The sequence below is a fragment of the Rhodanobacteraceae bacterium genome (genome assembly GCA_016713135.1).
Taxonomy (GTDB): Bacteria; Pseudomonadota; Gammaproteobacteria; order Xanthomonadales; family SZUA-5; genus JADKFD01.
The window spans coordinates 38,657-61,407 of the sequence record JADJPR010000020.1 but is presented as its reverse complement, the minus strand read 5'-3'; the positions used below and the strand labels follow the sequence as shown (position 1 = coordinate 61,407).

Below are 22,751 nucleotides of genomic sequence, written 5' to 3'. Positions count from 1 at the left end.
GCCTGGAGCAAGCGTCGCGGGCAGCGCCCGCGACGCCATTCCGCTCAGCGGTCGTCCAACTGCTGTTTCAGCAGATCGGCCATGCGCCCGCTGGACTGGTAGTCCTGCGCCGTGATGATCCGGCCGTCTACCCAGACATCATCCTGGGAATGGAGCGGATTGCCCACCGAATAGGCGGTCAGCATCGTGGCGCCATTCCTCTCGACCTGCCAGCGCGCCGGTTGCTGCGCATCGGGGTAGTCGATGCCGTCGTAGCGGAAGGCCGGGAGACCGCCGGCCGGGCCCACCACCACGTGACCGCGCAGCGGACTGGCGCCGTCGACGCGCGCCCAGGCCAGCACCGTGACGCCGTGGCAGACGCCGGCGACGGGCTTGTCCGACGCGATGAACTCGTTGATGAGACGATTCACCTCCCGGGTGACCACCGGGCGCGGCTGGTAGGCGATGTTGTAGTAATGGCCTTCGAATGCGTACTGGTAGGACGAGGCGCCCCAGCCGCCGACGAACACGACCGCTGAATAGTCATGCGCGCTGCTGTTGGACAGGAGCACGTCCGGCCGCACGGGAGAGCGGATGCCACTCTCCTGCGGCAGCGCGTCCCGGGCCTCGCCCGCCGCCACCACCACCGACAGTCCGCGGGCCTCCAGCGAGGTGCGGGTGGCGCGGTATTCGGCGTAGTAGAAGTCCTGGTTGGGGATCACCAGCAACACCGGCAGTGGTGCCGCGGCGGCGACCGCGCCCTCGGTCAGGGCGATGGACAGCGCAGCCAGCAGCATCGTATTGCGCGCCATGGCGCGCGGGTTTGCAGCGTTCACGAATTCCTCCAGACATTGATGGGGTATCGACCCGTTCCCGGGGCGGGATCCGCTGTCGATGTCCTGGAGTACGCAGCTGCGAGCGGAAAACGACATCGCCGCCCGGGATTCTCAGCGTCAGGCCGAAGCCGGCGGCGGCGATCCCCCGCCAGCCTGGCTGACAGGCCGGATTCGTATACTCGCCGGACACGCTGTCGGAACCGCTTGTGCCCGAACTGCCCGACGAAAACCCACCCCGGGTACTTGCCGCCAGGCGCCGGCGGTGAATCGCTGCGCGATACACCGCGCAAAACAATGCCTTGCGACATGTTCGGTGAGAGTTCCGGTCGCCCCTGCCGGTGCGCTTGTTCGCGCATCGAACTTCTTCGCGACCCGCGCCACTTTTCTTGTCCGCAAAGGACGCAAAGAACGCAAAGGAAGCGAAAGCGGTTTCCGCTCTTCTTTGCGTCCTTCGCGTCCTTTGCGGAAAAAATGCTCTTCAGATCAATGAGTTATAGGATGTTTGGTCAGAGGGCAGGAGGCCTTGGTGTCCGGCGATGTAACCAGGCCATCCGCCTGGCTCAGTCCGTCCCCTGTGCCAGCAGCAGGGCGCGGACTTGCTCGTACTCGCGCAGGCGGGCGTAGTCCTTCTCGGTCGGGTTCTCGATCCGCGAGAGGTCCAGGTTCTCCGCGTTGTCGGCCAGCTTGACCGCGCGGGCGACCGGATCGGCCGCGGCGCGGGCGGCGGCCTGCAGACGAGTCTCGCCCGGGCGCTTGGTCAGGGCGTCGACGGCGGTGAGCACGGCGGACGAGAAGCCGGCGGCGCGCAGATCGTCCAGGGTGATCGGCGTGTCCTCGACCACATCGTGCAGCACGGCGGCGATCCGCTCGTCAGTCGCCTGCAGCCGCAACATGACCTTCAGCGGGTGCAGGATGTACGGCTGGCGGGCCTTGTCGACCTGCCCGGCATGGGCGCGGGCGGCGATGGCGATGGCTTCTTCGAGGGAGGACATTGCAGCGTCACCGCTCCAGGTCGCAGGCTTTCCGGGATGGGCCTTGGCGGCCTCGCGGGCACCACATTAGCACGGGTGCCGCACCCGCTTGCCAGTGCGCACCCCGCAGCCACGGCGGCAGGACTTCCGGGACTTCGCGCTCGCGCCTGTATGGCCTAGCGTGCCGCGTCCGCCATGGCTTATGTCGCTGCAGAACTGATGAGACTCCCACTGCTGCTGCTCGCACTTGGGCTGGTCCAGGCCGCCCCCGCGGCGACCGTCAACTACACGCTGACACCCGTGCTGACCGATGAGGTACTGACGGCGGTGCAGATCGATGTGCGCTTCCGCGGGACGGAATCGGGGACGACGGGCTTGTCTTTGCCGGACGCCTGGGGCGGACAGGCGCAGCTGTGGCACGAGCTGGAAGACCTGCGGGTGGTGTCCGGGGCGCGGCTGGGCGCTGGCGCGAGCCCGGCGGAGCGCGTGCTGCGTCACCGTGCTGGCGCGTCGGTCCACATCCGTTACCGCGTGGTCCAGAACTGGAGCCGCGGGCCGGCCTTCGCCGAGGATGGCAATCCCTATCGTCCGATCATCCAGCCCGGCTACTTTCACCTGATCGGGTATGCCGCATTCGTCCTGCCGGAACTCGACGTGGACACGCCGGCCAGGGTCCGGGTGCGTGGGCTCCCGGCCGGCTGGCGTTTCGCGTCCGATCTCGAGCATGCTGACCTGCGCCTGCGCGAGGTCCGCGCGAGCGTCAGCGTGGGCGGCGACTTTCGCATCCTGGACCATGAAGCCAGCGGCCTGCGCGTCGCGATCCGCGGGCACTGGTCCTTCGACGATGCGCAGTTGATGGCGAGTGTCGCCCGGATCGTCAGCGGGCACCGGCGCTTCTGGAATGAAGCCGATGAGCCGCTGCTGGTCACCGCGATCGAGCTGACCCCGCCGGATCCAGGCATTTCCCGGTTCGGCGGCACCAGCCTCGATGGTTCATTCGCGCTGTTCGCGACGTCCGACAAGAGTCTGGAAGCCATCCTTCCCGTGCTCGCGCACGAAGACATCCACACCTGGATTCCGCGCCGGATCGGGGATATGCCGGAACAGGACGAAGCCGGCGACTACTGGCTGTCGGAAGGGTTCAGCGAGTTCTACACGGCGCGCTTGCTGGTCGCAGACGGTACCTGGGGGCCGAGGGAATTCGCCGACAACCTGAACCGCATGCTCGCCGACTACGCGAAGTCTCCTGCGCGCGCTTTCTCCAACGCGCGCATCCTGGCGGACTTCTGGAATGATCCGGCCGTGCAGCAGTTGCCCTATCAGCGCGGCAGGTTGCTGGCCACTGCCTGGGACGCGCGGCTGCGCGCTGGTGGGGAGCACGACTTCGACGAGGTGATCCTCAGGATGCGCGAGCGTGTCCAGGCAGGCGCCGCCGGCACCGCGGTCGAACTGCTGCGCGAAGTGACCGCGGCCATGGGCTTCGATCTGGCCGACGACCTGAGCCGGCATGTCGCGGCTGGCGAACCGGTGATCCTGCCGGAGGATGCCTTTGCGCCCTGCGGGCGGGTCGCCACCCGGCGGATCCCGGCGTTCGATCTCGGCTTCGACGTGGCAGCCACGAAGGCGAATCTCCAGTACATCCGCGGCACCGATCCCGATTCCCGGGCGTATGCCGCCGGACTGCGCGATGGGATGAAGCTGGTCCGCCGCATCAGCGGAAGAACCGGCCATTCCGAAACCGAGATGGCATACCTGGTCGTCGATGGCGAGCGCAAACGCGAGATCCGCTACCTGCCGCAGGGGAAGGTCGTCCACATCGTGCAGTCGCTTGAGATCGATCCCGGCCTGGATGCGACGCGACTGGCGCAGTGCAGGCGCGTGCTCGGCGGCTCCGGGCAATGCGCCGGATGCGCTGATTGAGGCATCGAGCGGGAGGCACCACCTCGGGGGCTGACGCGAGACTGCTGCGGCGGCTTCAGTCCGGTTCCGCCATCTGCCGCAATCGATCGAGGTCCAGCAAGTCGCGGCTGATGTCCACCTCCAGCGCGGCCAGGGCCTCGGCGGCCAGGTCGTGCACCTGGTCGGCCGGCGCGCCGGCGACCTGGAGCGCGCGGGCCCTGAGGTACAGCGCAGTCGCCAGTCCCAGCCGGGTCTCGTCCTCGGCGGCAATCTCCGCGGAAATCCGCGCGCCCTCGTCGGCGGCTGCGCGGGCGTCGCCTTGTTCCAGGCGCAGCAGCGCGAGGCCGAGCTGCGCCAGGCGATGATTGCCGGTCGCCGTGTCCGATTCGGCCCGCAGCACACTGGACCAGGCCGTTTCCGCCTCCGCCCAGCGGCCCAGCCGGTACAGGCACTTGCCGATGTTGTACTGCGACTGCGCCAGCGCCGGGTCGTCGGCGGGCAGGGTGCGCGCGCGGCGCTCGGCCACCTCGCGGTGCGCCGCCAGGGCGTCCTCGAAGCGGCCCTGCGAGTACAGGATGTTGGCCAGGTTGTTCTGCGCCAGCAGGGTGTGCGCGTGATCCGGGCCGCGCGCCAGGGTGAAGATGCGCATAGCCTCGCGCGCCGCGGCTTCGGCCTCGTCCAGGCGGTCGAGCGCACGCAGGTCCGCGCCCAGGTTGAGCTGCCCGACACCCACGCGCGGATGGTCCGGCCCCAGGACCCCAGCCAGCAGCGCGAGTACCTGGCGCGACAGTTGCAGCGCCGTTTCCGAGTCGCCCGCGGCAGCGCTGAGGTTGGCCATCTGGACCAGGGTGGATGCCTGCGCCGGGTGCTCGGCACCGTAGACGCGCTGCTTGAGTGCCAACGTCTGGCGGCAGATGGTCGCGGCCTGCTTGTTCTGGCCGCTGTCGACCAGGGTGCGGCACAGCATGTGTGCGACCTGGGACAGGGTCCCGCCCGGGCCGCCCGGCTGCGCCGATTGTGCCGCGGCCGCGAGGTCCGCATGCGCTCCAGCGGCCAGGTGCAGGGCGAGCGCCTGCTCCAGCGCCGCGACGGCGTCGGCATAGCGCCGTTGCGCCCGGCGCAGATCGCCCAGGCCCGCCAGCGCGGACGCGCGCGTGGCGTCGGCTGCGGCGCCGGTCTGCGGCGCCAGCGTCAACGCGCGCTCCCATTCTGTCGCCGCCGCGTCGAGCTGATCGTTCTCCATCAGCGCCTCGGCCAGGCGTTCGGCCGCGCGCGCCTGCAGCAGGGCGTCGCCGGGGCCTGCGCGCACGTCGGCATCGGCCCGTTGGGCAAGTTCGAGCGCTCCCGGGAACGAGCCGATCTGCAGGTACACCCGCGACAGGCTGAGCGCCAGTTCGGCGCGCACCAGAGGGTCCGCCAGTTGCCCGGAGGACAGCCGCTCGGCGCCGCGCCGGACCACCTCCTCGACGCTCGGCGGCTTGCCCGGGTGCAGGAAGGGATCGCCCTGGTCGAACAGTTCCACCAGGAAGGTGGTGACGGCGCGCGCCTTGTCGCGCTCGCTGGCCACCTGGTCGCGCTGCTGGCGCCACACCAGCGCAGTGGTCGCGGCTGCGAGCAGCGCCATCGCGGCCAGGCTCAGCGCCAGCCGGTGGCGCCGCGCGAACTTTCGCATGCGGTAGCTGCGGCTGCCCTGGCGCGCGTGCACCGGCTCGTCGCGCAGGTAGCGCTGCAAATCGTCGATCAAGGTGTCGACCGAGCCGTAGCGATCCTCCGGCCGCTTGCGCAGGGTCTTCATGACGATCGCATCGAGGTCCGCCCCGAAGCGCAGATCGTCCAGCCGGTTTCCGCCGCGCGACAGGCGCTCGCGACGCTCGCTGGGGCTGCGCGGATCCACCTCGCACACCTCCCGCACCAGGCCGATGGTGTCGCCGCCGGCCACCTCGTAGGGCGACACCCCGGTGAGCAATTCGTACAGCGTCACACCCAGCGAATAGACGTCCGTGGCGGTGGTGATCGGCTCGCCCTTGAACTGCTCCGGCGCGCCGTAGCGCGGGGTCAGCAGGCGCTGGTCCGCGTGCGTCTGCACCCCGCCGGCGTCGTCCAGCACCTTGGCGATGCCGAAATCCAGCAGTTTGGGTTCGCCGTGCGAATCGACCAGGATGTTGTCCGGCTTCAGGTCGCGGTGGACAATCAGATTGCGGTGGGCCGCCTGCACCGCGCGACAGACCTTGATCATCAGCTCGATGCGCGCGCTCACCGACAGCTTGCGCAGATTGCAGTGCAGGGCGATCGGCTCGCCCTCGACGAACTCCATGACCAGGTAGGGCAGGCCCTCCGGCAGGGTGCCGCCGTCCAGCAGGCGCGCGATGTAGGGATGGTCGAGCTGGGCCAGGATCTGGCGTTCGGAGCGGAAGCGCGCCGCGATCTCGGGCGAGCGGCTGATCCCGATGTGCAGCACCTTGATCGCGACATCCTGGTCGAAATCGCCGCTGACCCGGCGCCCCAGGTAGACCGCGCCCATGCCGCCGGCGCCGAGGATCCGTTCCACCCGCCACTGGCCCAACTGGCGTCCGATCAGGTTGTCGCGCGGTTCGTTGGCGGCGTCCCAGGCGAGCGTCCGCGACGGCTGCGTCGGGTTGTCGTGGGATACGCTGGTCGCCACCTTCAGCAGGGCCTCGACCTCGGCGCGCAGGGCCGCATCCGCGCCGCAGCGCAGGTCGAGGAAGGCGCTGCGGGCCTCCTCGGGCAAGGAAAGCGCCGCCTCGAAGGCCTCGCGCACGAGCTGCCAGCGGGTGTCGAAGACGGTCTCCATGGTCGGGATGCTACTGGACCGCGGTCAGCGCTGCCGGCGCAACCCGTAGAATCCGCGGCGCCCTCCCTTTGCCGACTGCCATGGCACTCAAGGCCACCGTTCACCGCGCGAGCCTGCAGGTCTCCGACCTCGACCGCCACTACTACGCCACTCACTCGCTGACGCTGGCGCAGCACCCTTCGGAGACCGACGCGCGCCTGATGGTGCGCCTGCTGTGCTTCGGCTTGTTCGCTGCCGAGCGGTTGGAGTTCGGCCGCGGAATCAGCAGCGACGGCGAGCCCGATCTCTGGCTGCGCTCGCTCACCGGGGAGATCGAGCACTGGATCGAACTCGGCCAGCCGGACGAGACCGCCGTCCGCCGCGCCTGCGGCCGCGCGCGGCGGGTCACGCTGGTCGCCGGTTACAGCGGGCGCACCTTCGGTCCCTGGTGGGAGAAGAACGCTGCGGCGCTGGCCCGCTGCGCCAACCTCGGTGTGGCGGAACTGCCACCCGATGCCGGCGAGCGGCTGGCACCGCTGCTGGCCCGCGGCATGGACCTGCAGTGCCTGGTGCAGGATGGCGAAGTTCAACTGATGAGCGAGGGCGCCAGCGTCAGCCTGGCGCCGGTGTGGCGCCAGCGGCCCGCGGACGGCTGATTCGCCTGCCGCCACAGCCGCCTGCGCCTGCACCGCGGGTCAGCGCCCGCTGCCCTCGAAGCCATTTGCGAAGATCATCGGCGGACAGACGCCCAGGGAGCTGGCATCGAAGATGGCCTCCACCTCGGTGGCGCCAAGGGCCCGTCCGAACACCATGACTTCGTCCAGGCGGCCGTTGAAGCTGGAATTGAAGCCGTGCGCGGCATTGGTCTCATCGGAGAAATTGCCGACGTTCCAGCCGCGCGTGTTCGCCACCGAACCGGCGAACCCGCGCGGTGTCGATCCACTCGGCTGGCCATCGAGATACAGCGCCAGCGTGTTGCCGTCGTAGGTCGCGGTCACGAAGTGCCAGCCGTTGCTGATCGGCGTCGACACCGAGGAGCCGGCCACCTGGCGCTGGTCGATGCTGAAACCGAGATTGCCATCGCCGATTCGCAGGTGGACCGAGAAGTTGCCGCTGCCACCCTGCTCGCCCATGTAGTTGCCGACAATGACCTGCACGGTCGTGGCGGCCACGTTCGCGGAATTGACCCAGGCGGCGATGGACAGCGGGTCCGTTTCCGTCAGGCCGATTCCGCCAAGCAGGCCTGCCCGCATCTGATCGTCGATGCCATCGAACTGGAAGGCGCGCCCGACGAAACCCGCGGCGAACCCGGTGCCGTTGGTCAAGATGGCGTGCTGGATGCCCAGTTGGTCGAGGGCGTTGTCCTCGCCCGCCCACCAGGCGGCCAGATCCGGTGGCTGCGTGGCGCATGCAGCCTGCGCCGCCGATGGCGTTCCGGCCAGTGGCAGGACCAACAGCGCCAGGACCGTGGGCAGGCGCCTTTCCCAGCCAATGCCGCGGGCAGGGCTCGCGCACCTCACCGCCTGGGTCTTCATGCTGATCTCCATTCACGATCGGAATGAGCCTGAAGTCAGCATGGGCGCACACCCGCAGCCTGCCTTGACAGCCGTCAATGCGGACCTGGCCCCCGCGGAAGCGCCGGGAAGGACCGGCGCCGGAAGCAGGCGTACTCCGCCGCGCCGACGGTTGCCAGTGCCACGAGCAGGCGGCGACGCCATGGCACTGGCTGGCTCATGCGCGGGTAGGCTCCGGATGGGTGGAATGGCGCTGGATCATCCGGCAAACCGGATGCGCTCGCGAGCCGCATCGGGCACGCCCGGACTGCGCGTGGACCAGCGATGCCCCGCTGCTGCTGCGTAGAATCGCGGCTTCCGCCGGCCAGGCCGGCCCGTATCCGGAGACTCCCGCATGCGTCGCACCGTTTCGCTGCTGGTCCTGGCGACCGTCCTTGCCGGCTGTGGCAGCAATGCTTCCGAGCCCACCGCGGTGGCGGCCATGCCGGCGGCGCCGCAGACGCCGGCGTCCGCTGCCGCGCCGATGGGCGAGAGCCTGAGCGGCCGCGTGCTCGAACAGATTCCCGCACCGCCATACCTGTACCTGCGGCTGCAGACCGCCGCGGGCGAGGTCTGGGCCGCGGTGTCCGCGGCGCAGGTCGAGAATGGTGCCGAGGTCACCGTGCACCAGGCCATGCGCATGCGCCAGTTCGCCTCCAGGACGCTGGGGCGCACCTTCGACGAGATCTATTTCGGCTCGCTCAGCGCGCCGGGTGCGGTCGCCGACGGCAACCTGCACGCGGCGCTCGCGCAGCCGACCGCCACCACCGCCGAGAAGATCGCCAAGGCCAGCGACAGCGATGCGCGCACGGTCGAGGAAACCTGGTCGCAGGGCGCGGGTCTGGCCGGCCAGCGGATCACCGTCCGCGGCAAGGTGGTCAAGTACAACCCCGGCGTGATGGGCAAGAACTGGGTCCACCTGCAGGACGGCAGCGGCGACGCGGGCAAGGGCACCAACGACCTGACCGTAACCACCCTGGACGAGGCCGCGGTGGGTGAGGTGATCACAATCACCGGCACGGTCTACGTCGATAAGGACTTCGGCGCCGGCTATCGCTACCCGATCATTGTCGAGGAAGCGACGGTGGCCAGGCAGTAGGTCGTGCAGGCGTGACGGTCGCCCCTGCCGGGGCGCTTATTCGCGCATCGAACGGTCGCGTACCCGTGCCTGTTTTTGTCCGCAAAGGACGCAAAGGACGCAAAGATGGCAAGAGCGTCTTGGGCTGCGCAGAGTCGCCATGCGCCCGCATCCGGATATGGATTTGGCTCTACTTTGCGTCCTTTGCGTCCTTTGCGGACAAACTGCTCTTCAGATCAATGAGTTATCGAATGTTCGGTGAGAGAGTTCCGGTCGCCCCTGGCGGTGCGCTTATTCGCGCATCGAACTTCTTCGCGACCCGCGCCACTTTTCTCGTCCGCAAAGGAACGCAAAGGAAGCGAAAGCGGTTTCCGCTCTTCTTTGCGTCCTTCGCGTCCTTTGCGGACAAACTGCTCTTCAGATCAATGAGTTATCGAATGTTCGGTGAGAGTCCGGGTGACCAGCATGCGTGATGGCGTGCTGCGCCATTTTGCCCGCTGCACGATGCTGGGCCTGCTGTGGTGCGCTGCGCTGACCGCGCAGGATTTCGACACCTCCAATCCCCGCGCGCTGGCCAGCGAGCGCTTCGAGCGTGCGCTGCGTGCTTCGAGGGATGCGCGCGAGGCGCTGCCGGGATTCCTCGCACGCTGGTCTGCGGCGGCATCGGAGCAGGAAATCGCCCTGCTGGGAAGCGGGAATCGAAACTGGAATTACGGTGACGGGCCGTTGTACCGCGCATTCCTGGCCGATTCGTCCTTCGAATCGCACCTGGACCAGGTGCTGCCGACGCTCGACGCGATGCTCCAGCGGGTGCCGGCGCTGGCGGCTGAGGCACCCTGGCAGAGCCTCTGGGCGCGGGCGCAGCTCAAGGCTGGCGAGCCGCAGCTGGCACTCGTCAGCGCGCGCCGCGCCTGGGCCCTGGATGCCCGGCTGTGCGCCAGCGACTGCGCGCCGCTGGTGCGCATCTGGCTGCAAACCGGAAGCGTGCCGGCGCCCTCGGAATGGCCCGCGGTGGCGATTGACCCCCTGTACCACCCCGGACGCACCGAGTGCAGCGTGGACAAGCCGCCTTCGTTACCGTGGTTGATTCCAGAGGTCGAACTGGTCGCCGCCACCCGCGGAAGTCAGGCTGAGCTGGCCTGGTTGCTGCGGCGAGGCTGGCAGGTGCACCTCGCGGGCTGCACCAATTTCCCCTACGGCCTGAGGCAAAGGCTGGACGACCTGTATCCGCGCGTGGTCGTGGAACAGGCCTGGGCGGAGCTGCAGCGCTCGCTGCGTGCCAGGCCGGGCAGTGCAGTCGATTTCCTCGGCGTGCGCCTGCCGCTGCCCGCCGTCGAGTGCGATTTCGTCGCCGACGCGAGTTGCCGCACGGGCCATCGGCGATTGCAGCCAACCAGTGCGCTGGCGCTAGCCGAAGGGCTGCGCGCTTTCAGCCGGCACCTGGCGGCGCCGCTCCAGTGCGAGGCGACAGGCGAGGGAGGCGGCAAGGACGAGTTCGCCGCGCTGCAGCGTCGAATGCGCGAGCGCCTGGAACAGATCGATGAAATGGACCCTGGCGCAGCCCGGGCAGCGCTGCGGCGATTGCTGGCGCAGCCGGATTGGCGCCCATTGTGGCGGTCCGACGTCCCGTATGAGTTGGTCGAGAGCCTGGCCCATCAGGCACGTACCGACGCGCCCGACGAGGTGCTGCAGATGGTGCAGTCCTTCATCGACCGCGCGCCGGAGCCATTGGCGCGCTCGGACAGCAGCGCGGAGTTGCTCGCCCTGGTCCTGTTGCGCGCGGGCCAGGCCCAGGCCGGGTTGCAGCAACTCGTGCTGGCACAGCAGCGCTACCCGCAACTGGAACGCGCCCAGCGGATCATGCAGTTGCGCGCCGGCCTGGCCGGCGCCGACCTCGATGCCAGCTTGCCGGTGGTCACCCTGCCGCGGCCCTGGATCCACGGGCAGCGCGAGAGCGAGGCCGCCGTGGACGATGCCTGGCCCGCGCCGTCCACGCAGAACCTGTACGGGGTGCTGGTCGGCGATGTCGTCTATGCCCTGGGCGGCGACCTCGCTGTGGCGCGCAGGGCGCTGAAGGCGCAGTGGGTCCCCACCTTGCTGGAGCGGCCGGATGACGGCGAAGAGCTGGCAAGCGCGCTGAGGCGCGCATACGCCGATCCCGAAGCGCGGGCGGGGCTGCTCGCGCAGGCGCAGTCGGGCTTTCGCCTGGCGCCCGAGCCGCATCTGGATCTCGATGGTGTCCGGCTGCTGCTCCCGGACCGCTACTGCGTCGATCCACGTTGCCGCAACACCGCGCCGGTGGACGCGGCGTGGGTGGTGCGGAAGCTGCAGGCACTGATTCCCTGACGGGATAGAACGAGGCTCGCGCTCAGCGCTGCATGGCTTCCCGCCGCGCGATCCACGCCGGATCGCGGTCGCGCAGGGGCGACTCGAACGCGGCGCGCGCAGCCTCCACGGCGGCGGCGTCGCCGCGGATGGCGCCCAGTTCCGCGTACAGCGTCCAGTAGCGGCTGGCATCGATGGCGCCGAGCTGCGACACGTTGGCTCCCAGCGCCTCGATGTCCTGCCAGGCCCCGGCCGCATCGCCCAGACGCAGCAGCGCGTCGGCGCGCAACAGGCGGCCGGCGCGGCCGGCGGCACTCTGGGGCTTCAGCTCGGCAATGCCGCGCTCGAATGCCGCCAACGCGGCGTCGCGCTCGCCGCGCAGCGCGGCCACCTGGGCCAGCACCAGGAACGGGCGCCCGACCTCCGCGCCATGCTCGCCATAAGTGGCGATGGCCTGGTCGCGCGCGCGCGCCGCGTGCCGCGCCGCCGCCTCCAGTTGCTCGCTCTCCAGCGCGATCCGCGCCAGCAGCAACGCGGTCTGCGCGCAGTAGGGGTGGTCGAAGCCCGGCGTCGCGCAGTTCTCCGCGGCGCGTTCTGCCTGCGCCTGGGCCGCGGCGAAATCGCGGGCAGCGAGATAGGAACCGGCGAGTTGGATGCGGGTGATCACCAGCAACGGATGCGGATCAGAGAACAGCGCCTCGCGCATGCCCAGGGATGCCTGCCGGTGCTCGATCGCGGCTGCGAAATCGCCTTGCTGGATCGCCAGCATGCCCAACGCCGAGAGCGAGTTGGCGATGCGGTCATGCGGCGCCACGAAGATCTGCTGGCGCAGTTGCAGCGAGCGCCGCAGGGCATGCTCCGCCTCCTGGTTGCGGCCCAGGCCCATCAGCGCGTAACCGTACTGGACCAGGTCGTTGGTGAAATGCGAGTTGAGCGGCAGGCCCAGCGCTTCCCAGCGCTGCAGCAACGGGGTCAGCAGCGCTTCGGTCTGCGCCCATTGCTGGCGCGAGGCATAGTGATTGGCCACGTCGGCGTGCGCCTCGATCGCCCTGAGGCTGTCCACGCCGTGGGTCTGTTCCAGGTGTTTCGCGGCCAGTTGCAGCAGGCGCAGCGCGGCATCGAAGTCGCCGAGGTCCCATTCGATGAACGCCAGGGTCTGCAGCGCATCGCCGCTTTCCGGCTGGGGCGCCGCTTCCAGTGTCGGCAGCCATTCGCGCAGCAGTGCCGCGGCGCGTTCGGCTTCGCCGTCCAGCAGCAGGCGCTGTGCCTCCAGCCGCGCGTGGCGCAGGCGGTCGCCATCCGCCAGCAAGGGCCGGGCGGCGTCCAGCGCCCTTTGCGCATCGGCCAACGCGCGCTGCGACAGGTGGATGTTGGCCAGCGTCAGCAGGATGTCCGCGCGCAGCTCAGGCGCCAGCAGCGGATCGGCGAGCACCTTCTTCTCCGCCATCGCCGCGAGTACTTCCGGTGTCGGCTTCTGGTTGGCGGGCAGATCGGCGCTGGAGGTTTCCAGGATGTCGATCAGCACATCGCGCACCGTCGTGGCGCGCTGCGCCTGGGCGCGCGCCTGTTCGGCCTCGAAGCGCGCGCGCCGGCCCTGTTCCAGCGCCAGGGCCAGGCTGAGCAGGGTGGCCAGCGTCAGCGTCAGGGTCACAGCGCTGGCCAGCCGGTGCCGCGCCACGAATTTGCGCAGCCGGTACCAGCGCGAGGGCGGATGCGCGCTCACCGGTTCGCCGCGCAGATGACGCTCGATGTCGTCGGCGAGGGCGGCCGCGCCGTCGTAGCGCGCGGCCGGCTCCGGCGCCAGCGCGCGCGCCAGGATGTTGTCGAGGTCGCCGCGCAGCGCACGCGCCAGTGCTGCCGGTGGCGACGGCAACCGGCCGCACTCGAACTCGCTTTCCGGGCGGGTGGTCGCCTGGGTCGATGGCCGCGCCTTGAGGCCTTCCAGATCGGGGCGCGATCCGAGCAGCAGCTCGTGCAGCAGCACCCCGAGCGAGTACACATCCGAATAGGTCGTCACGTTCTCGCCGCGACGCTGCTCGGGCGATGCGTAGACCAGCGTCATCAGCGCCCGCGCGGTCTGGGTGGCGAAATCGCTGTCGTCGAGCAGCTTGGCGATGCCGAAGTCGAGCAGCTTGACCTCACCTGTGGCACTCACCAGCACGTTGGCCGGCTTGATGTCGCGATGGACGATCAGCGCGGCGTGCGCGGCGGCCACCGCGCGACAGACCGACACGAACAGGCCCAGGCGGGCGCGCAGCGGCATCGCGCTGCGCGTGCAGTGTTCGGTGATCGCCGTGCCGTCGACATATTCCATCACCAGGTACGGCGTGCCATCGGTGACGCCGCCGTCGATCAACCGGGCGATGTTCGGGTGGTTCAGGCTCGCCAGGATCCGCCGCTCGCGCCGGAACAGCGAGCGCTGCTGCGGCGTGTGCAGCCCGCGGTGGAGGAATTTGATCGCGACCTGCTGCTGGAAGTCCTTGTCGGCACGTTCGGCCAGGTAGACCGCGCCCATCCCGCCGGAACCGAGCGCACGCAGCAGGCGATAGCCGCCGATTTCGCTGCCGATGGCGTCGTCGCCGCCGCCATCCTCCTCCAGCGCCAGCATCCACTCGCCGATGGGCACATCCAGCACGCCGCTGTGCTCGCTGGCGGCAATCAGGCGTTCAAGGTCGCCGCGCAGCGCCGGGTCCAGCGGCTGCGCAGCCAGCCAGGCGGTGCGCTCGCTCTGGGCCACTGCCCGGTAGCGGTCGAACCAGCTTCGCAGCGCATCGGTGGTGGTCTGCATGGCTCAACCGAGTTGCATCTGGAGAAAGGCCCGCGCGAACTGCCAGTCGCGGTCGACCGTGCGCAGCGACAAACCCAGCAATTCGGCGATGCGCGTCAGCGTCTGCCCCGCAAAATAATGCAGCTCGAAGACCTCGGCCGCACGCCGATCAGTCACTGCCAATGCATCCAGGGCCCGGTCGATTTCGAGCAGACGCCGCGGATCGGCGGCGAACTCGTTCTCGGACACCGCGTCCAGATCGACCCTTTGCAGGTCGCCGCCACGGCGCATGCGCTCGCGCGATCGGGCGCGGTCGATCAGCATGTGGCGGATGGCGCGCCCGGCGTAGGCATAAAACTGGCGCGGGTGCTCGAACTCCAGGTCGCCGCCATCGACCATCGAGAGGTAAAGCTCGTGGACGATGCCGGTGGTGTTGAGGGTCTGCTCGGACGCGATGCGTTTGTGCCGCGCCAGCCGCTTCAGTTCCTCGTAGAGGCGGGCGAAGCGCAGATCGACGGTGTGCTCGGGTTGCGTCATCAGCCAGGGTCGCGGCGTTGGTGCGTCAGGATGCACGTGCAGCGTGGCTGTGCGCCAGTCGCTCGCCGGGCCCGGTGCGGCGGGCCTGCCAGAAGCGTGAGCACTTACTCGAATCCGGTACGCAGCAGCAGATCGTCGATCACTTTCGATTCGTAGGCGCCGGCATCGTAGTTGCCGAATCCCTGCACGATCGACGGATTGGGCAGGCCACGCGAGGCAAGGTCCAGATCGTATTCCAGACCCTGACCGGTGGGCCCGTCGCAGTAGTCGATCTGCGGACCATTGGGGGCTGGACGGAAGTCGCCGTTGAGCGGGTCCACGAACACGGCCGGCAGGGAGGTCAGACGGGTCTGGTTGGGCAGTTCCCCGATCCTGCGCACCAGGGAGCAGTCGGCGGCGACCAGCATGGGGCTGCCGCCGTTCACGTCCAGCAGTTTGAAGTCCGTGTCGTCGAGGATCGAACTTCGGATGGTCACGCCGGTACCTGTGACCGGTCGACTGATCAGCGCGCCGCCATTGATGACTCTGGTATTGAGGATGTTGCGAGCGATCGTCACGTAGTCCAGCAAGGCATTCGCGCCGAGGTACAGGATCGAGGCCAACTCGCCGTCGCCGGTGTTCCCGGCGATCACGGCATGACGCAAGGTCAGCCTGGTGCAGTCGACCAATTGCAGGGCGGCGCCGTCAGCGCGGTCGTCGTTGGGAATCAAGGTCCCGTTGCGCGCGAGGGCACGGTTGCCCGTCAGCGTTGCGTTCTCGATCAGGCAGACAGATCCTGACTGCACCACGAGGCCGCCGCCCCTTGCTTCGAACCCCAAAGAGGCGTTCCCGGCGCTGGTGTTGTCGACGAGGTTGTCGTTGATCTGGTTGCAGGGTTCGTCGTCCGGGCAGCTGTCATGCAATGAGATCAGCAGTTGCGCATCGCCAGTGGTGGACTGCATCAGGATGCCGCCGCCGCCCTCGCTCCCGCAGGTGCTGGTGCCGATCGAAAGGTTGCCGCTGACCACCGCCCCCCGCAAGCGGATGCGGGCCGCACCGCTGGCTTGAATCCCCGCGCCGCCGCCGCAGGCACGGTTCAGGATGATCCGCGGTCCCGCCGATGCCGGAACTTGCACCAGCGGACCGCCCGGCGCGCTGCGATTCGCCATCAGCGTTGCCGCGTCGGCCAGCGCGGCGCCGCCGCCACGCGTCGCCTGGTTCGAAGCAACCAGGGTCGCGCCCGACAAGCTGAGCGTACATGCCTGTGCGCCGCGCATGCCGCCGCCATCGAGGGCCGCGGTGTTGCTCTGCACGCCCGAGTCGATCAGGTTGACCTGGCTGGGCGCCAACGTGGTCACGCCGCCGCAATAGATGCCGCCGCCATGCTCCGAAGCCGAGTTGCCGGAGATCAGCGTGCCCAGCCGCGCGCTCAGGCTGGAGTTCAACAACAGGAATGCGCCGCCTGACCCAATCGAGGTGTTGCCGGAAATCGAAACCGCGCTGCCACCGAAGAGTTCGACAGTGCATCCGTTGACTGCCGCCAGCGCACCGCCATCGCGACCGGCGCGATTGTTGCGCCAGGTGCTGGTCTGGGTGGTGTTGCCCTCGACGCCCTGGAGCACACGTCCGCCGTCGCAATAGATGGCGCCGCCATCGCCCCCGGCGGCATTGTTGTCCAGCAATGATCCGTGACCCAGGAGCAGCGTGGCCCCGGTGAGATGGATGGCGCCGCCGCTGCCGCTGGCGCTGTTGGTGAATGCACCGCTGTCCGGGCCGAACTCCACGACGGTTCCGGGACCGCGGGCCTCGATGGCGCCGCCCAGGCCATCGTCGCTGTCGTCGCCGTTGGTCAGTCCGACGCGCTCCAGGTACAGGCGCGGCGCGCTGATGAACTGCACGATGCGAAAGATCGAGCCGTTGAAATTGCCACCGTCGATTCGCGAAGTATTGGATGGCGTGCTGGCGGAGCAGTTGGTGTAGCCGCCGACGATGCGGACCTGGCCGGAGATCGACACCGGTTCGGCCAGATGTGTTCCGGTGCTGAGCTTGATCGTGTCCTCGCCGGGGCCGTTGCTCTCGGCACTGAGGATCGCGTCGTGCACCGTGGAATGGGTGCGTGCGGCATCACTGGCCGCGAAGTTGACGCAGTAGGTCGCGGCCATGGCGCATTGCGCGGGGCCGAGCAGGCCCAGCACAAGCAAGCGGCACAGATGCTTGAACATTTTCCAGTCTCCGGGACGTGTGCCCCAGACAAGCGGTCTTTGGCCGCGCAATACGCCATCGCTCTGGACGGAGGTCGCATCGGGGAGCCAGATCGTCCCCACGCAGATCGCGCGTGGCGTCCTTGCCTGCCGGAAGACGCCTTAGTCCTCGAAGCCGACGGCTTCCATCGCGGTCCACGCAGGCCCGCGTGTTCACTTCGACAGAGAGATCAGACATGAAACGAACGCTTGCCCTGCTCATCCTCGCCCTCGCGCTGGGTGCTCCGTCAGCGCCGGCTGCGCCCATCATCGGCCCCATTCTCGATGGACTCTGCGTGCTGGGATGTCTCTCCCGGTTTGGCGATTGCACCATCTCCGACCCACGCGATCCCAGCGTGATTCCTCTCAAGGACCCCTACTGCGAGGAAGAGCGGGCGCAGTGCATCAGCGACTGCCTCGGCAATGGTGGTGGTGGCAATGGCGGCATCACGGCAACTCATCCCCAGGGACTCCCGTTGCTGGCGCAGCCCAACGCGACGGCCTGTGGTCTCTTCCGGGATCTCGAGGCGGCGTCATTCCGGCGTCGACAGAGCTGAACCTGGCGCAGGCGTGATGGCCGCGGCTCGGCCGTGGTCCGGCCGAGCCGCGGCGTGGATCCCGTCCGGCGCCAACCTCGCGTCCTGGATGATCACCCCGTGATCGAATCCGATGGTCCGCGCCGCGTAGTTCAGTGTCGGACATTCCCGACCTATCGGAGTCATCCATGCATCACTACAAGCAGTCCCTGTTGGCCCTGTCCTTGGCGCTGGCCCAGTTTGCCCACGCCGCCCCCGGAGCCATGTCGGAGCGCTCTGAGGCCCACTTCCTGAAGTTTGCGGGCGCCCACGCCGTCGCGATCGCGCCGCACCTCTATCGCGTCGAAAAAGGGGGCAACGTCCGCATGTTTGCGTTCGGCCGCGACGCTGTCGACCAGTTGAACGCGATGGTGGCAGGCAACCTTCAGGCGGTCGATCCCGCCGCAGCCCGGCGCTTCTCGGAAAAGGTCGCGGAGGCGATTGGCAACGGTGAGAAGGACCACGACGGCCGCATCGTATCCTTGTGTGGTGGTGGCGTCACCGCCCAGGTCAGCGCGGACAGTTATCCGGGCTTCGCGTATCACGGCGCCAGTGCCACTGCGGTGCTGACGCACAACCAGGCGAACGAGAAGGCGTACTCGGGCAGCGTGTACACCGAAGCCCTGGCATGCCTGCCAATGAGCGGCGGCGGCGAGAGTTGCAGTTCGCCCTACGGTCAGTCGGCGTCCAACGGCGCATCTGGGTCATTGTCCCCGTGGCAGCCAGGTCTCTCGGTGGATGCCACTGTCTCCACCCTGTGGCCGAGCTTCAGCTTCTCGCGCCTGCTCGGCTACGCCCTGGCCAGTTGCGGGAGGTGGGACGCGACGGCCGCGTATGTGTGCCAGGGCGATGGCACCTTCAACACTTGTCGCTGAGGTAGCTGGCCGGCGGCTGGCGCGTGCGCCAGCCGCCTGGATGCATCGGAAATTTCGTCAACTTAATTACGGAACACCACACTAGGGGGCCTCGTGCCAGGGCATGCCGAGGGTTGCGGCTATCCACGCGCGCGCGAAACGCCACTGGCGGCCAACGGTCGCCACGGAGCTGCCGCAGGCCTCTGCCGTTTCCTCGATCGAGAGGCTGCCGAAGAGGCGCAACTCGACCACCCGCGCGGTCTCCGGCTGGACCCGGGCAAGTTCCGTCAGCGCCTGGTCGAGTTCGATCCAGTCGATTCCGCCGCTGTCGCTCGGGTGGTCCGATTCCGGCAGATCGTGCAGCGGCAGCGGCGCCTGGCCGCTGCCGCGCTTGTCGGCAGCGCGTTCGCGCAGACTGTCGATCAGCACGCGCCGGATGACCGTTGCGGCGATTCCGAAGAAATGGCTGCGATTGCGCCATTCTGCCTGTTGCCCCAGCAGGCGCTCGTAGGAAGCGTTTGCGAGTTCCGTCGCCCGCAGCGTGGCGCTGCCATTGCGCCGCAACTGTGCCCGCGCGAGTTCGCGCAGGACCGGATACACCGCTTCGATAAGCGCGGCTTCCGCCACCTTGTCGCCGCCGCGCCAACGACTCAGCAGTTCGGTAATGGGTGGATCCATGGTCTCCCTGTTCCCCGGGCTGCATGCGCGGCGGCGCAACGATCACAGCGCCCGCGGTGCCTCGCGCGGATGTCCTGAGCCAATCCTCCCCGGCGTTGCGCGTTGCTTGTCTGCAAGCAGGCATGCGCCAGGCATTTGATCCCAGATGATTCCATGCAGTGATTGGCACTCGCAATGTAACCACGCGCAACGAGCCTCCGCGCCCGGCAGGCAATGGCGCGTCGCCGACGGCAAGCGCGAGCGTCGAGCATTCGGGCCGGTGTCGCAATGGCGGTAGCGCTGGACGGCCGGCGTTGGCAGCAGGCGCATGAGATCTTCGACCGGGTGATCGACATGCCCGAGGTACCGCGTGCCAGCGCGGTCGCCGCAGCCTGCGCGGAGGACGTCATTCTGCGGCGGATGGTCGAGGAGATGATCGCAGCGGATTCGCAGGCAGCTCCCGATCCGCCCGCGGCACTTCAGGCCCTGGCGCAACTGGGCGATCCCGAGCTTGCGCCTGGTGCGCGCCTTGGCCCGTATCGCGTCGAGGGCGTCCTTGGCGTGGGCGGAATGGGTCGGGTGTATCTGGGCGCCCGGGTCGATGGCCGGGTGGACCAGCGCGTGGCGATCAAGACGGTCCGTGGTGTCCTGGCCGGACGCGACCTGCTGCAGCGATTCAATCGCGAGCGACGCATACTGGCCAGGCTGAACCATCCTGGTATCGCGCGTTTCATCGACGCATTCGAGTCCGCCGATGGCACGCCGGCGTTCGCGATGGAGTACGTTTCCGGCACCCCGCTGCTTGACTACACTCGCGCGCACCGCCTGGACCTGCCAGCCCGTCTGCGCCTGTTCCTGAAAATTGCCCGCGCCGTGGACTACGCGCACCGGCAGCTCGTCGTTCACCGCGACCTGAAGCCCGGCAACGTACTGGTGGAGAAGAGCGGCGAGCCGAAGCTCCTCGACTTCGGGATCGCCAAGTCGCTGCATCGGCATCCGGATCAGCCGCTGCCAGACGGTCACACTGCGCCCGAGTCGCGCTATCTGTCGCTGCCCTGCGCGGCGCCGGAACAGATCGAAGGCGAGGGTGACGGCGTGTCCATCGACATCTATGCGCTGGGCGCCCTGTTGTACGAACTGCTGGCCGACCGGCCCGCGCTTGAGCTGACCGGGGTCTCGCCTGCGGCTGCGCGGGCACGCATCCTTCACCAGATGCCGCGGCCACCGAGCGAGACCGCGACCGGCGTTCCCTATCCGGCGACCAGGTTGCGCGGCGATCTCGATCGCATCGTGCTGCACGCAATCAGGAAGGAGCCGGAGCGCAGATACGCCTCGGTTGCTGCTCTGGCGGACGACATCCACTCGGTATTGCAGCACCGGCCGATCAGCCTGCGGCGTTCGCACCGTTGGTATCTGTGGTCGCGCTTCCTGCGTCGCAACGCCGTTTCCACCAGTCTGGCGGCGACCATGGTGGCGCTCCTGTCAGTTGCGACCGTAGCCCTGTACCGGCAATCCGTCGAGGTTCGCCAGCAACGGGACGAAGCCCGCGGGGTCACTCAGTTCCTGGTCGAGACCTTTCGTTCGGCGGATCCTGCATACGCCGGCGGTCAGACGCGGGTTGCCACGCTGCTGGGCGGCGCGGCTCGCCGGCTGCGATCGCGCAGGGACATCGACGCGCATACCCGCCATTTGCTCGGACTGGCGCTCGCGGAGGCGGCACTCGGCAGTGGCACGCCCTCTGCCGCGGCAGACGTCGATGTCCTTGCCATCGCGGATGACCCCATCCTGTCGCTAGCCGAGCGCGCCCGGGCCAACCGGATCGCCGCGGCGATCATGCTCGGCGCTGATCGCTACGACGAAGCCGGACGACGTGTCGATGCCGCGCTGCGTGAGGAGCGTGACGCAAGCGCGATCGCCACCCTGCATGACTACCGTGCAAAGCTGCAGCAGCGGCGGGGCGACTACGCCGGAGCCGCGCGCACCATGGCCGACGCGGACCGGATGCTCTCCGAACGCCTTGCCGATGACTCGCCGGTGATCCACCGCACACGGCTGCAGCGTGCCCTGGCGATGGCTATCGCGGGTGAGCCGGCTGTCGCCCTGGAGCTGGCCGAAAGGGTGATCGCCCGAATGCGCGCAACCCATCAGCCTCCGGTGGAGATCGCGACCGCGCTGCGGACCTTGTCCTACCTGCTGGCCCGCGCGGGCCGCGGGCACGACGTCCTTCCGGTGGCTGAAGAGCTACTGCAGATCGTGGACGCAGAGTACGGTAGCCGTTCGGTCGCCTATGCAGGCGCACTGATGCAGAAAGCGGTCGCGCTGGCCAACACCGATCAGTGGCCGGCGGCGGTGGAACTGTTCCTGCAATCGCGCGGCCTGCTGATCGATGAGCTCGGCCCGGACAACCTTGCAGTGGCGAAACTGGAATACAGCCTGGCCAGCGGCTTCCTCGATGAGGGCGATGCGCAAGCGGCCATTCCCTACATCACCCACGCGGTGGAAGTTGCCCGTCGCACCTGGGGCGAGACCCATGACGACAGCGTGCGCTTTGCACTGACTCAGGCGCGTGCGTTGCGCCAGCTGGAGCGTCATCACGATCTGGTCCACCTCATCGAGCCGATTCTGCAGCAATACGCCCTGGAGAAGCCGGAATCGCTTCTACGCTCATGGCTGCAGATTGACCTGGCGGAAGCCCGTGCACAGCTCGGCGAAACCGGCGAGGCGCGCGCACTGCTCATCGCCGCCGTGCCCGTGCTGCAGGCGAACGGAGCCAGGAGCCAGACTCTGCGTGAGCGAGCCGATGCCGTGTTCAATCAGATCAACCACCCCTGATCACCCACCGGAGAATTGCACCATGCTCATTCGTGTCGCCGGCGCATCCGCCGCGCTCCTGTTGCCGGGCGCGACCGCAGCGGCCGCCTTCGTCATCAGCGATGTCGATGTCTGCCCGCCTGCCAGCTATGCCGGGATTGCCGTCGCCAACGTCGGCAACCCCGGCCTCGGCAGTGCCCACGGTCCGACGCCACGTGGCAGCGATGGGAAGTGCGGCATCACGGAAATGCGGGCTGCCGCTGGCGCTTGCCCGGTCGGCGTGCTGTCGCACTACGCGCATGACATCGTCGACTTCTGGTCCGACCCAAATCCACCCGTCAATCGCGTATTCCGCGAGTCCTTGCACATCAACAGCTTCGACGGGATTCCGGTCGGCGGCAGATTGAAGTTCGCCGAAGTGGTTTTTGGGCACGGGGAGCGGGTCAGTTTCCACTTCGACCGGGCGTACAGTTGGTACACCGACTTTGTCGTGACCCATCTTGCGTGCGAGTTCGGCTGCGCCGAACAGGAAGTCGGACGTTTCGAGTTTCCGATGGGGTTGACCGCAAGCGGGCCGGGTGCGGAAGCCGTGCCGATCACCATCGCGTGGTCGACCGGGCGACATCCCCAGGTCGGCCGGAACGTCAGCTGGACCTTGTCGACTGCGGTACCTGACCGGCCGATCCACATGGGGTGGGTCGAGCTTGCGCCGTGGGCCCGCGAGGCACGCTTCGACCACGGCATCGTCAATGCCAGTTGCGATGGCAGCGATGCCACGCGCATCCGCTTCGTCAAGCCGCGCTTTGATCCCTATTGATCCGGGCCTGCGAGGCGCGCAAGGCCCCATGCGGAAGCCTGGAACCTCGCCGCGCACTTGACCGCTCGCGCCGCGGGCGCAA

The 22,751-nt window shown here is 68.4% G+C and carries 16 protein-coding genes; 8 read left to right on the top strand and 8 right to left on the bottom strand.

Features of this window, described 5'->3' with window-relative positions; translation table 11 throughout:
- Nucleotides 1–44 precede the first annotated feature (44 nt).
- Together IPK27_15220 and IPK27_15215 are read right to left on the bottom strand one after the other, a co-directional pair.
- Nucleotides 45–815: a hypothetical protein gene (locus tag IPK27_15220; protein MBK8068913.1), complete on the bottom strand. Its 771-nt coding sequence runs from the start codon at nt 813–815 to the stop codon at nt 45–47.
- A 560-nt stretch (nt 816–1,375) separates the two neighbouring features.
- The gene (locus IPK27_15215) at nt 1,376–1,807 is read right to left on the bottom strand and encodes an HD domain-containing protein (GenBank protein MBK8068912.1); all 432 of its coding nucleotides are present in this window, start codon (nt 1,805–1,807) and stop codon (nt 1,376–1,378) included.
- Nucleotides 1,808–2,005: 198 nt separating this feature from the next.
- Between IPK27_15215 and IPK27_15210 the strand changes: the two genes are divergently transcribed.
- Nucleotides 2,006–3,706, top strand: a complete 1,701-nt coding sequence (locus IPK27_15210) for a hypothetical protein (protein ID MBK8068911.1) — start codon at nt 2,006–2,008, stop codon at nt 3,704–3,706.
- A 55-nt stretch (nt 3,707–3,761) separates the two neighbouring features.
- Here IPK27_15210 and IPK27_15205 read toward each other — a convergent pair whose 3' ends face one another.
- Nucleotides 3,762–6,497 carry a serine/threonine protein kinase gene (locus IPK27_15205; GenBank protein MBK8068910.1) on the bottom strand — a complete coding sequence of 912 codons (2,736 nt, stop codon included), beginning with the start codon at nt 6,495–6,497 and terminating at the stop codon, nt 3,762–3,764.
- An 80-nt stretch (nt 6,498–6,577) separates the two neighbouring features.
- Between IPK27_15205 and IPK27_15200 the strand changes: the two genes are divergently transcribed.
- A complete protein-coding gene (locus IPK27_15200; GenBank protein ID MBK8068909.1) occupies nt 6,578–7,132 on the top strand; it encodes a YaeQ family protein in 555 nt (184 codons plus the stop codon).
- Nucleotides 7,133–7,171: 39 nt separating this feature from the next.
- Here IPK27_15200 and IPK27_15195 read toward each other — a convergent pair whose 3' ends face one another.
- Complete coding sequence (locus IPK27_15195; protein ID MBK8068908.1) at nt 7,172–8,011, bottom strand: LamG domain-containing protein; 840 nt, start codon at nt 8,009–8,011, stop codon at nt 7,172–7,174.
- A 373-nt stretch (nt 8,012–8,384) separates the two neighbouring features.
- On the opposite strand from IPK27_15195, the gene IPK27_15190 reads away from it, so the two are divergent.
- Nucleotides 8,385–9,128: a hypothetical protein gene (locus IPK27_15190; GenBank protein ID MBK8068907.1), complete on the top strand. Its 744-nt coding sequence runs from the start codon at nt 8,385–8,387 to the stop codon at nt 9,126–9,128.
- A 435-nt stretch (nt 9,129–9,563) separates the two neighbouring features.
- On the top strand, nt 9,564–11,453 hold the full coding sequence (locus IPK27_15185) for a hypothetical protein (GenBank protein ID MBK8068906.1): 1,890 nt from the start codon (nt 9,564–9,566) through the stop codon (nt 11,451–11,453).
- A gap of 22 nt (nt 11,454–11,475) precedes the next feature.
- Here IPK27_15185 and IPK27_15180 read toward each other — a convergent pair whose 3' ends face one another.
- The 3 genes from IPK27_15180 to IPK27_15170 all read right to left on the bottom strand — a co-directional run bounded on the left by IPK27_15180 (nt 11,476) and on the right by IPK27_15170 (nt 16,937).
- Nucleotides 11,476–14,220 carry a serine/threonine protein kinase gene (locus IPK27_15180; GenBank protein ID MBK8068905.1) on the bottom strand — a complete coding sequence of 915 codons (2,745 nt, stop codon included), beginning with the start codon at nt 14,218–14,220 and terminating at the stop codon, nt 11,476–11,478.
- A 3-nt stretch (nt 14,221–14,223) separates the two neighbouring features.
- Nucleotides 14,224–14,736 carry a sigma-70 family RNA polymerase sigma factor gene (locus IPK27_15175; protein MBK8068904.1) on the bottom strand — a complete coding sequence of 171 codons (513 nt, stop codon included), beginning with the start codon at nt 14,734–14,736 and terminating at the stop codon, nt 14,224–14,226.
- A 104-nt stretch (nt 14,737–14,840) separates the two neighbouring features.
- Nucleotides 14,841–16,937 carry a hypothetical protein gene (locus IPK27_15170; protein ID MBK8068903.1) on the bottom strand — a complete coding sequence of 699 codons (2,097 nt, stop codon included), beginning with the start codon at nt 16,935–16,937 and terminating at the stop codon, nt 14,841–14,843.
- A 215-nt stretch (nt 16,938–17,152) separates the two neighbouring features.
- Here IPK27_15170 and IPK27_15165 point away from each other — a divergent pair, with 215 nt between their 5' ends.
- Both IPK27_15165 and IPK27_15160 read left to right on the top strand, forming a co-directional pair.
- Entirely contained in the window at nt 17,153–17,512 is a 360-nt protein-coding gene (locus IPK27_15165; GenBank protein ID MBK8068902.1) for a hypothetical protein, read from the top strand.
- A gap of 167 nt (nt 17,513–17,679) precedes the next feature.
- Nucleotides 17,680–18,405 (top strand): hypothetical protein, encoded by a 726-nt coding sequence (locus IPK27_15160; protein MBK8068901.1) that lies wholly within the window; start codon nt 17,680–17,682, stop codon nt 18,403–18,405.
- A gap of 81 nt (nt 18,406–18,486) precedes the next feature.
- Here the strand turns inward: IPK27_15160 and IPK27_15155 are convergent, their stop codons facing one another.
- Nucleotides 18,487–19,062 carry a sigma-70 family RNA polymerase sigma factor gene (locus IPK27_15155; GenBank protein ID MBK8068900.1) on the bottom strand — a complete coding sequence of 192 codons (576 nt, stop codon included), beginning with the start codon at nt 19,060–19,062 and terminating at the stop codon, nt 18,487–18,489.
- A gap of 267 nt (nt 19,063–19,329) precedes the next feature.
- On the opposite strand from IPK27_15155, the gene IPK27_15150 reads away from it, so the two are divergent.
- Both IPK27_15150 and IPK27_15145 read left to right on the top strand, forming a co-directional pair.
- Nucleotides 19,330–21,873, top strand: coding sequence for a serine/threonine protein kinase (locus IPK27_15150; protein ID MBK8068899.1), 2,544 nt, complete (start codon nt 19,330–19,332; stop codon nt 21,871–21,873).
- Nucleotides 21,874–21,895: 22 nt separating this feature from the next.
- Nucleotides 21,896–22,669 carry a hypothetical protein gene (locus IPK27_15145; protein MBK8068898.1) on the top strand — a complete coding sequence of 258 codons (774 nt, stop codon included), beginning with the start codon at nt 21,896–21,898 and terminating at the stop codon, nt 22,667–22,669.
- Nucleotides 22,670–22,751 lie beyond the last annotated feature (82 nt).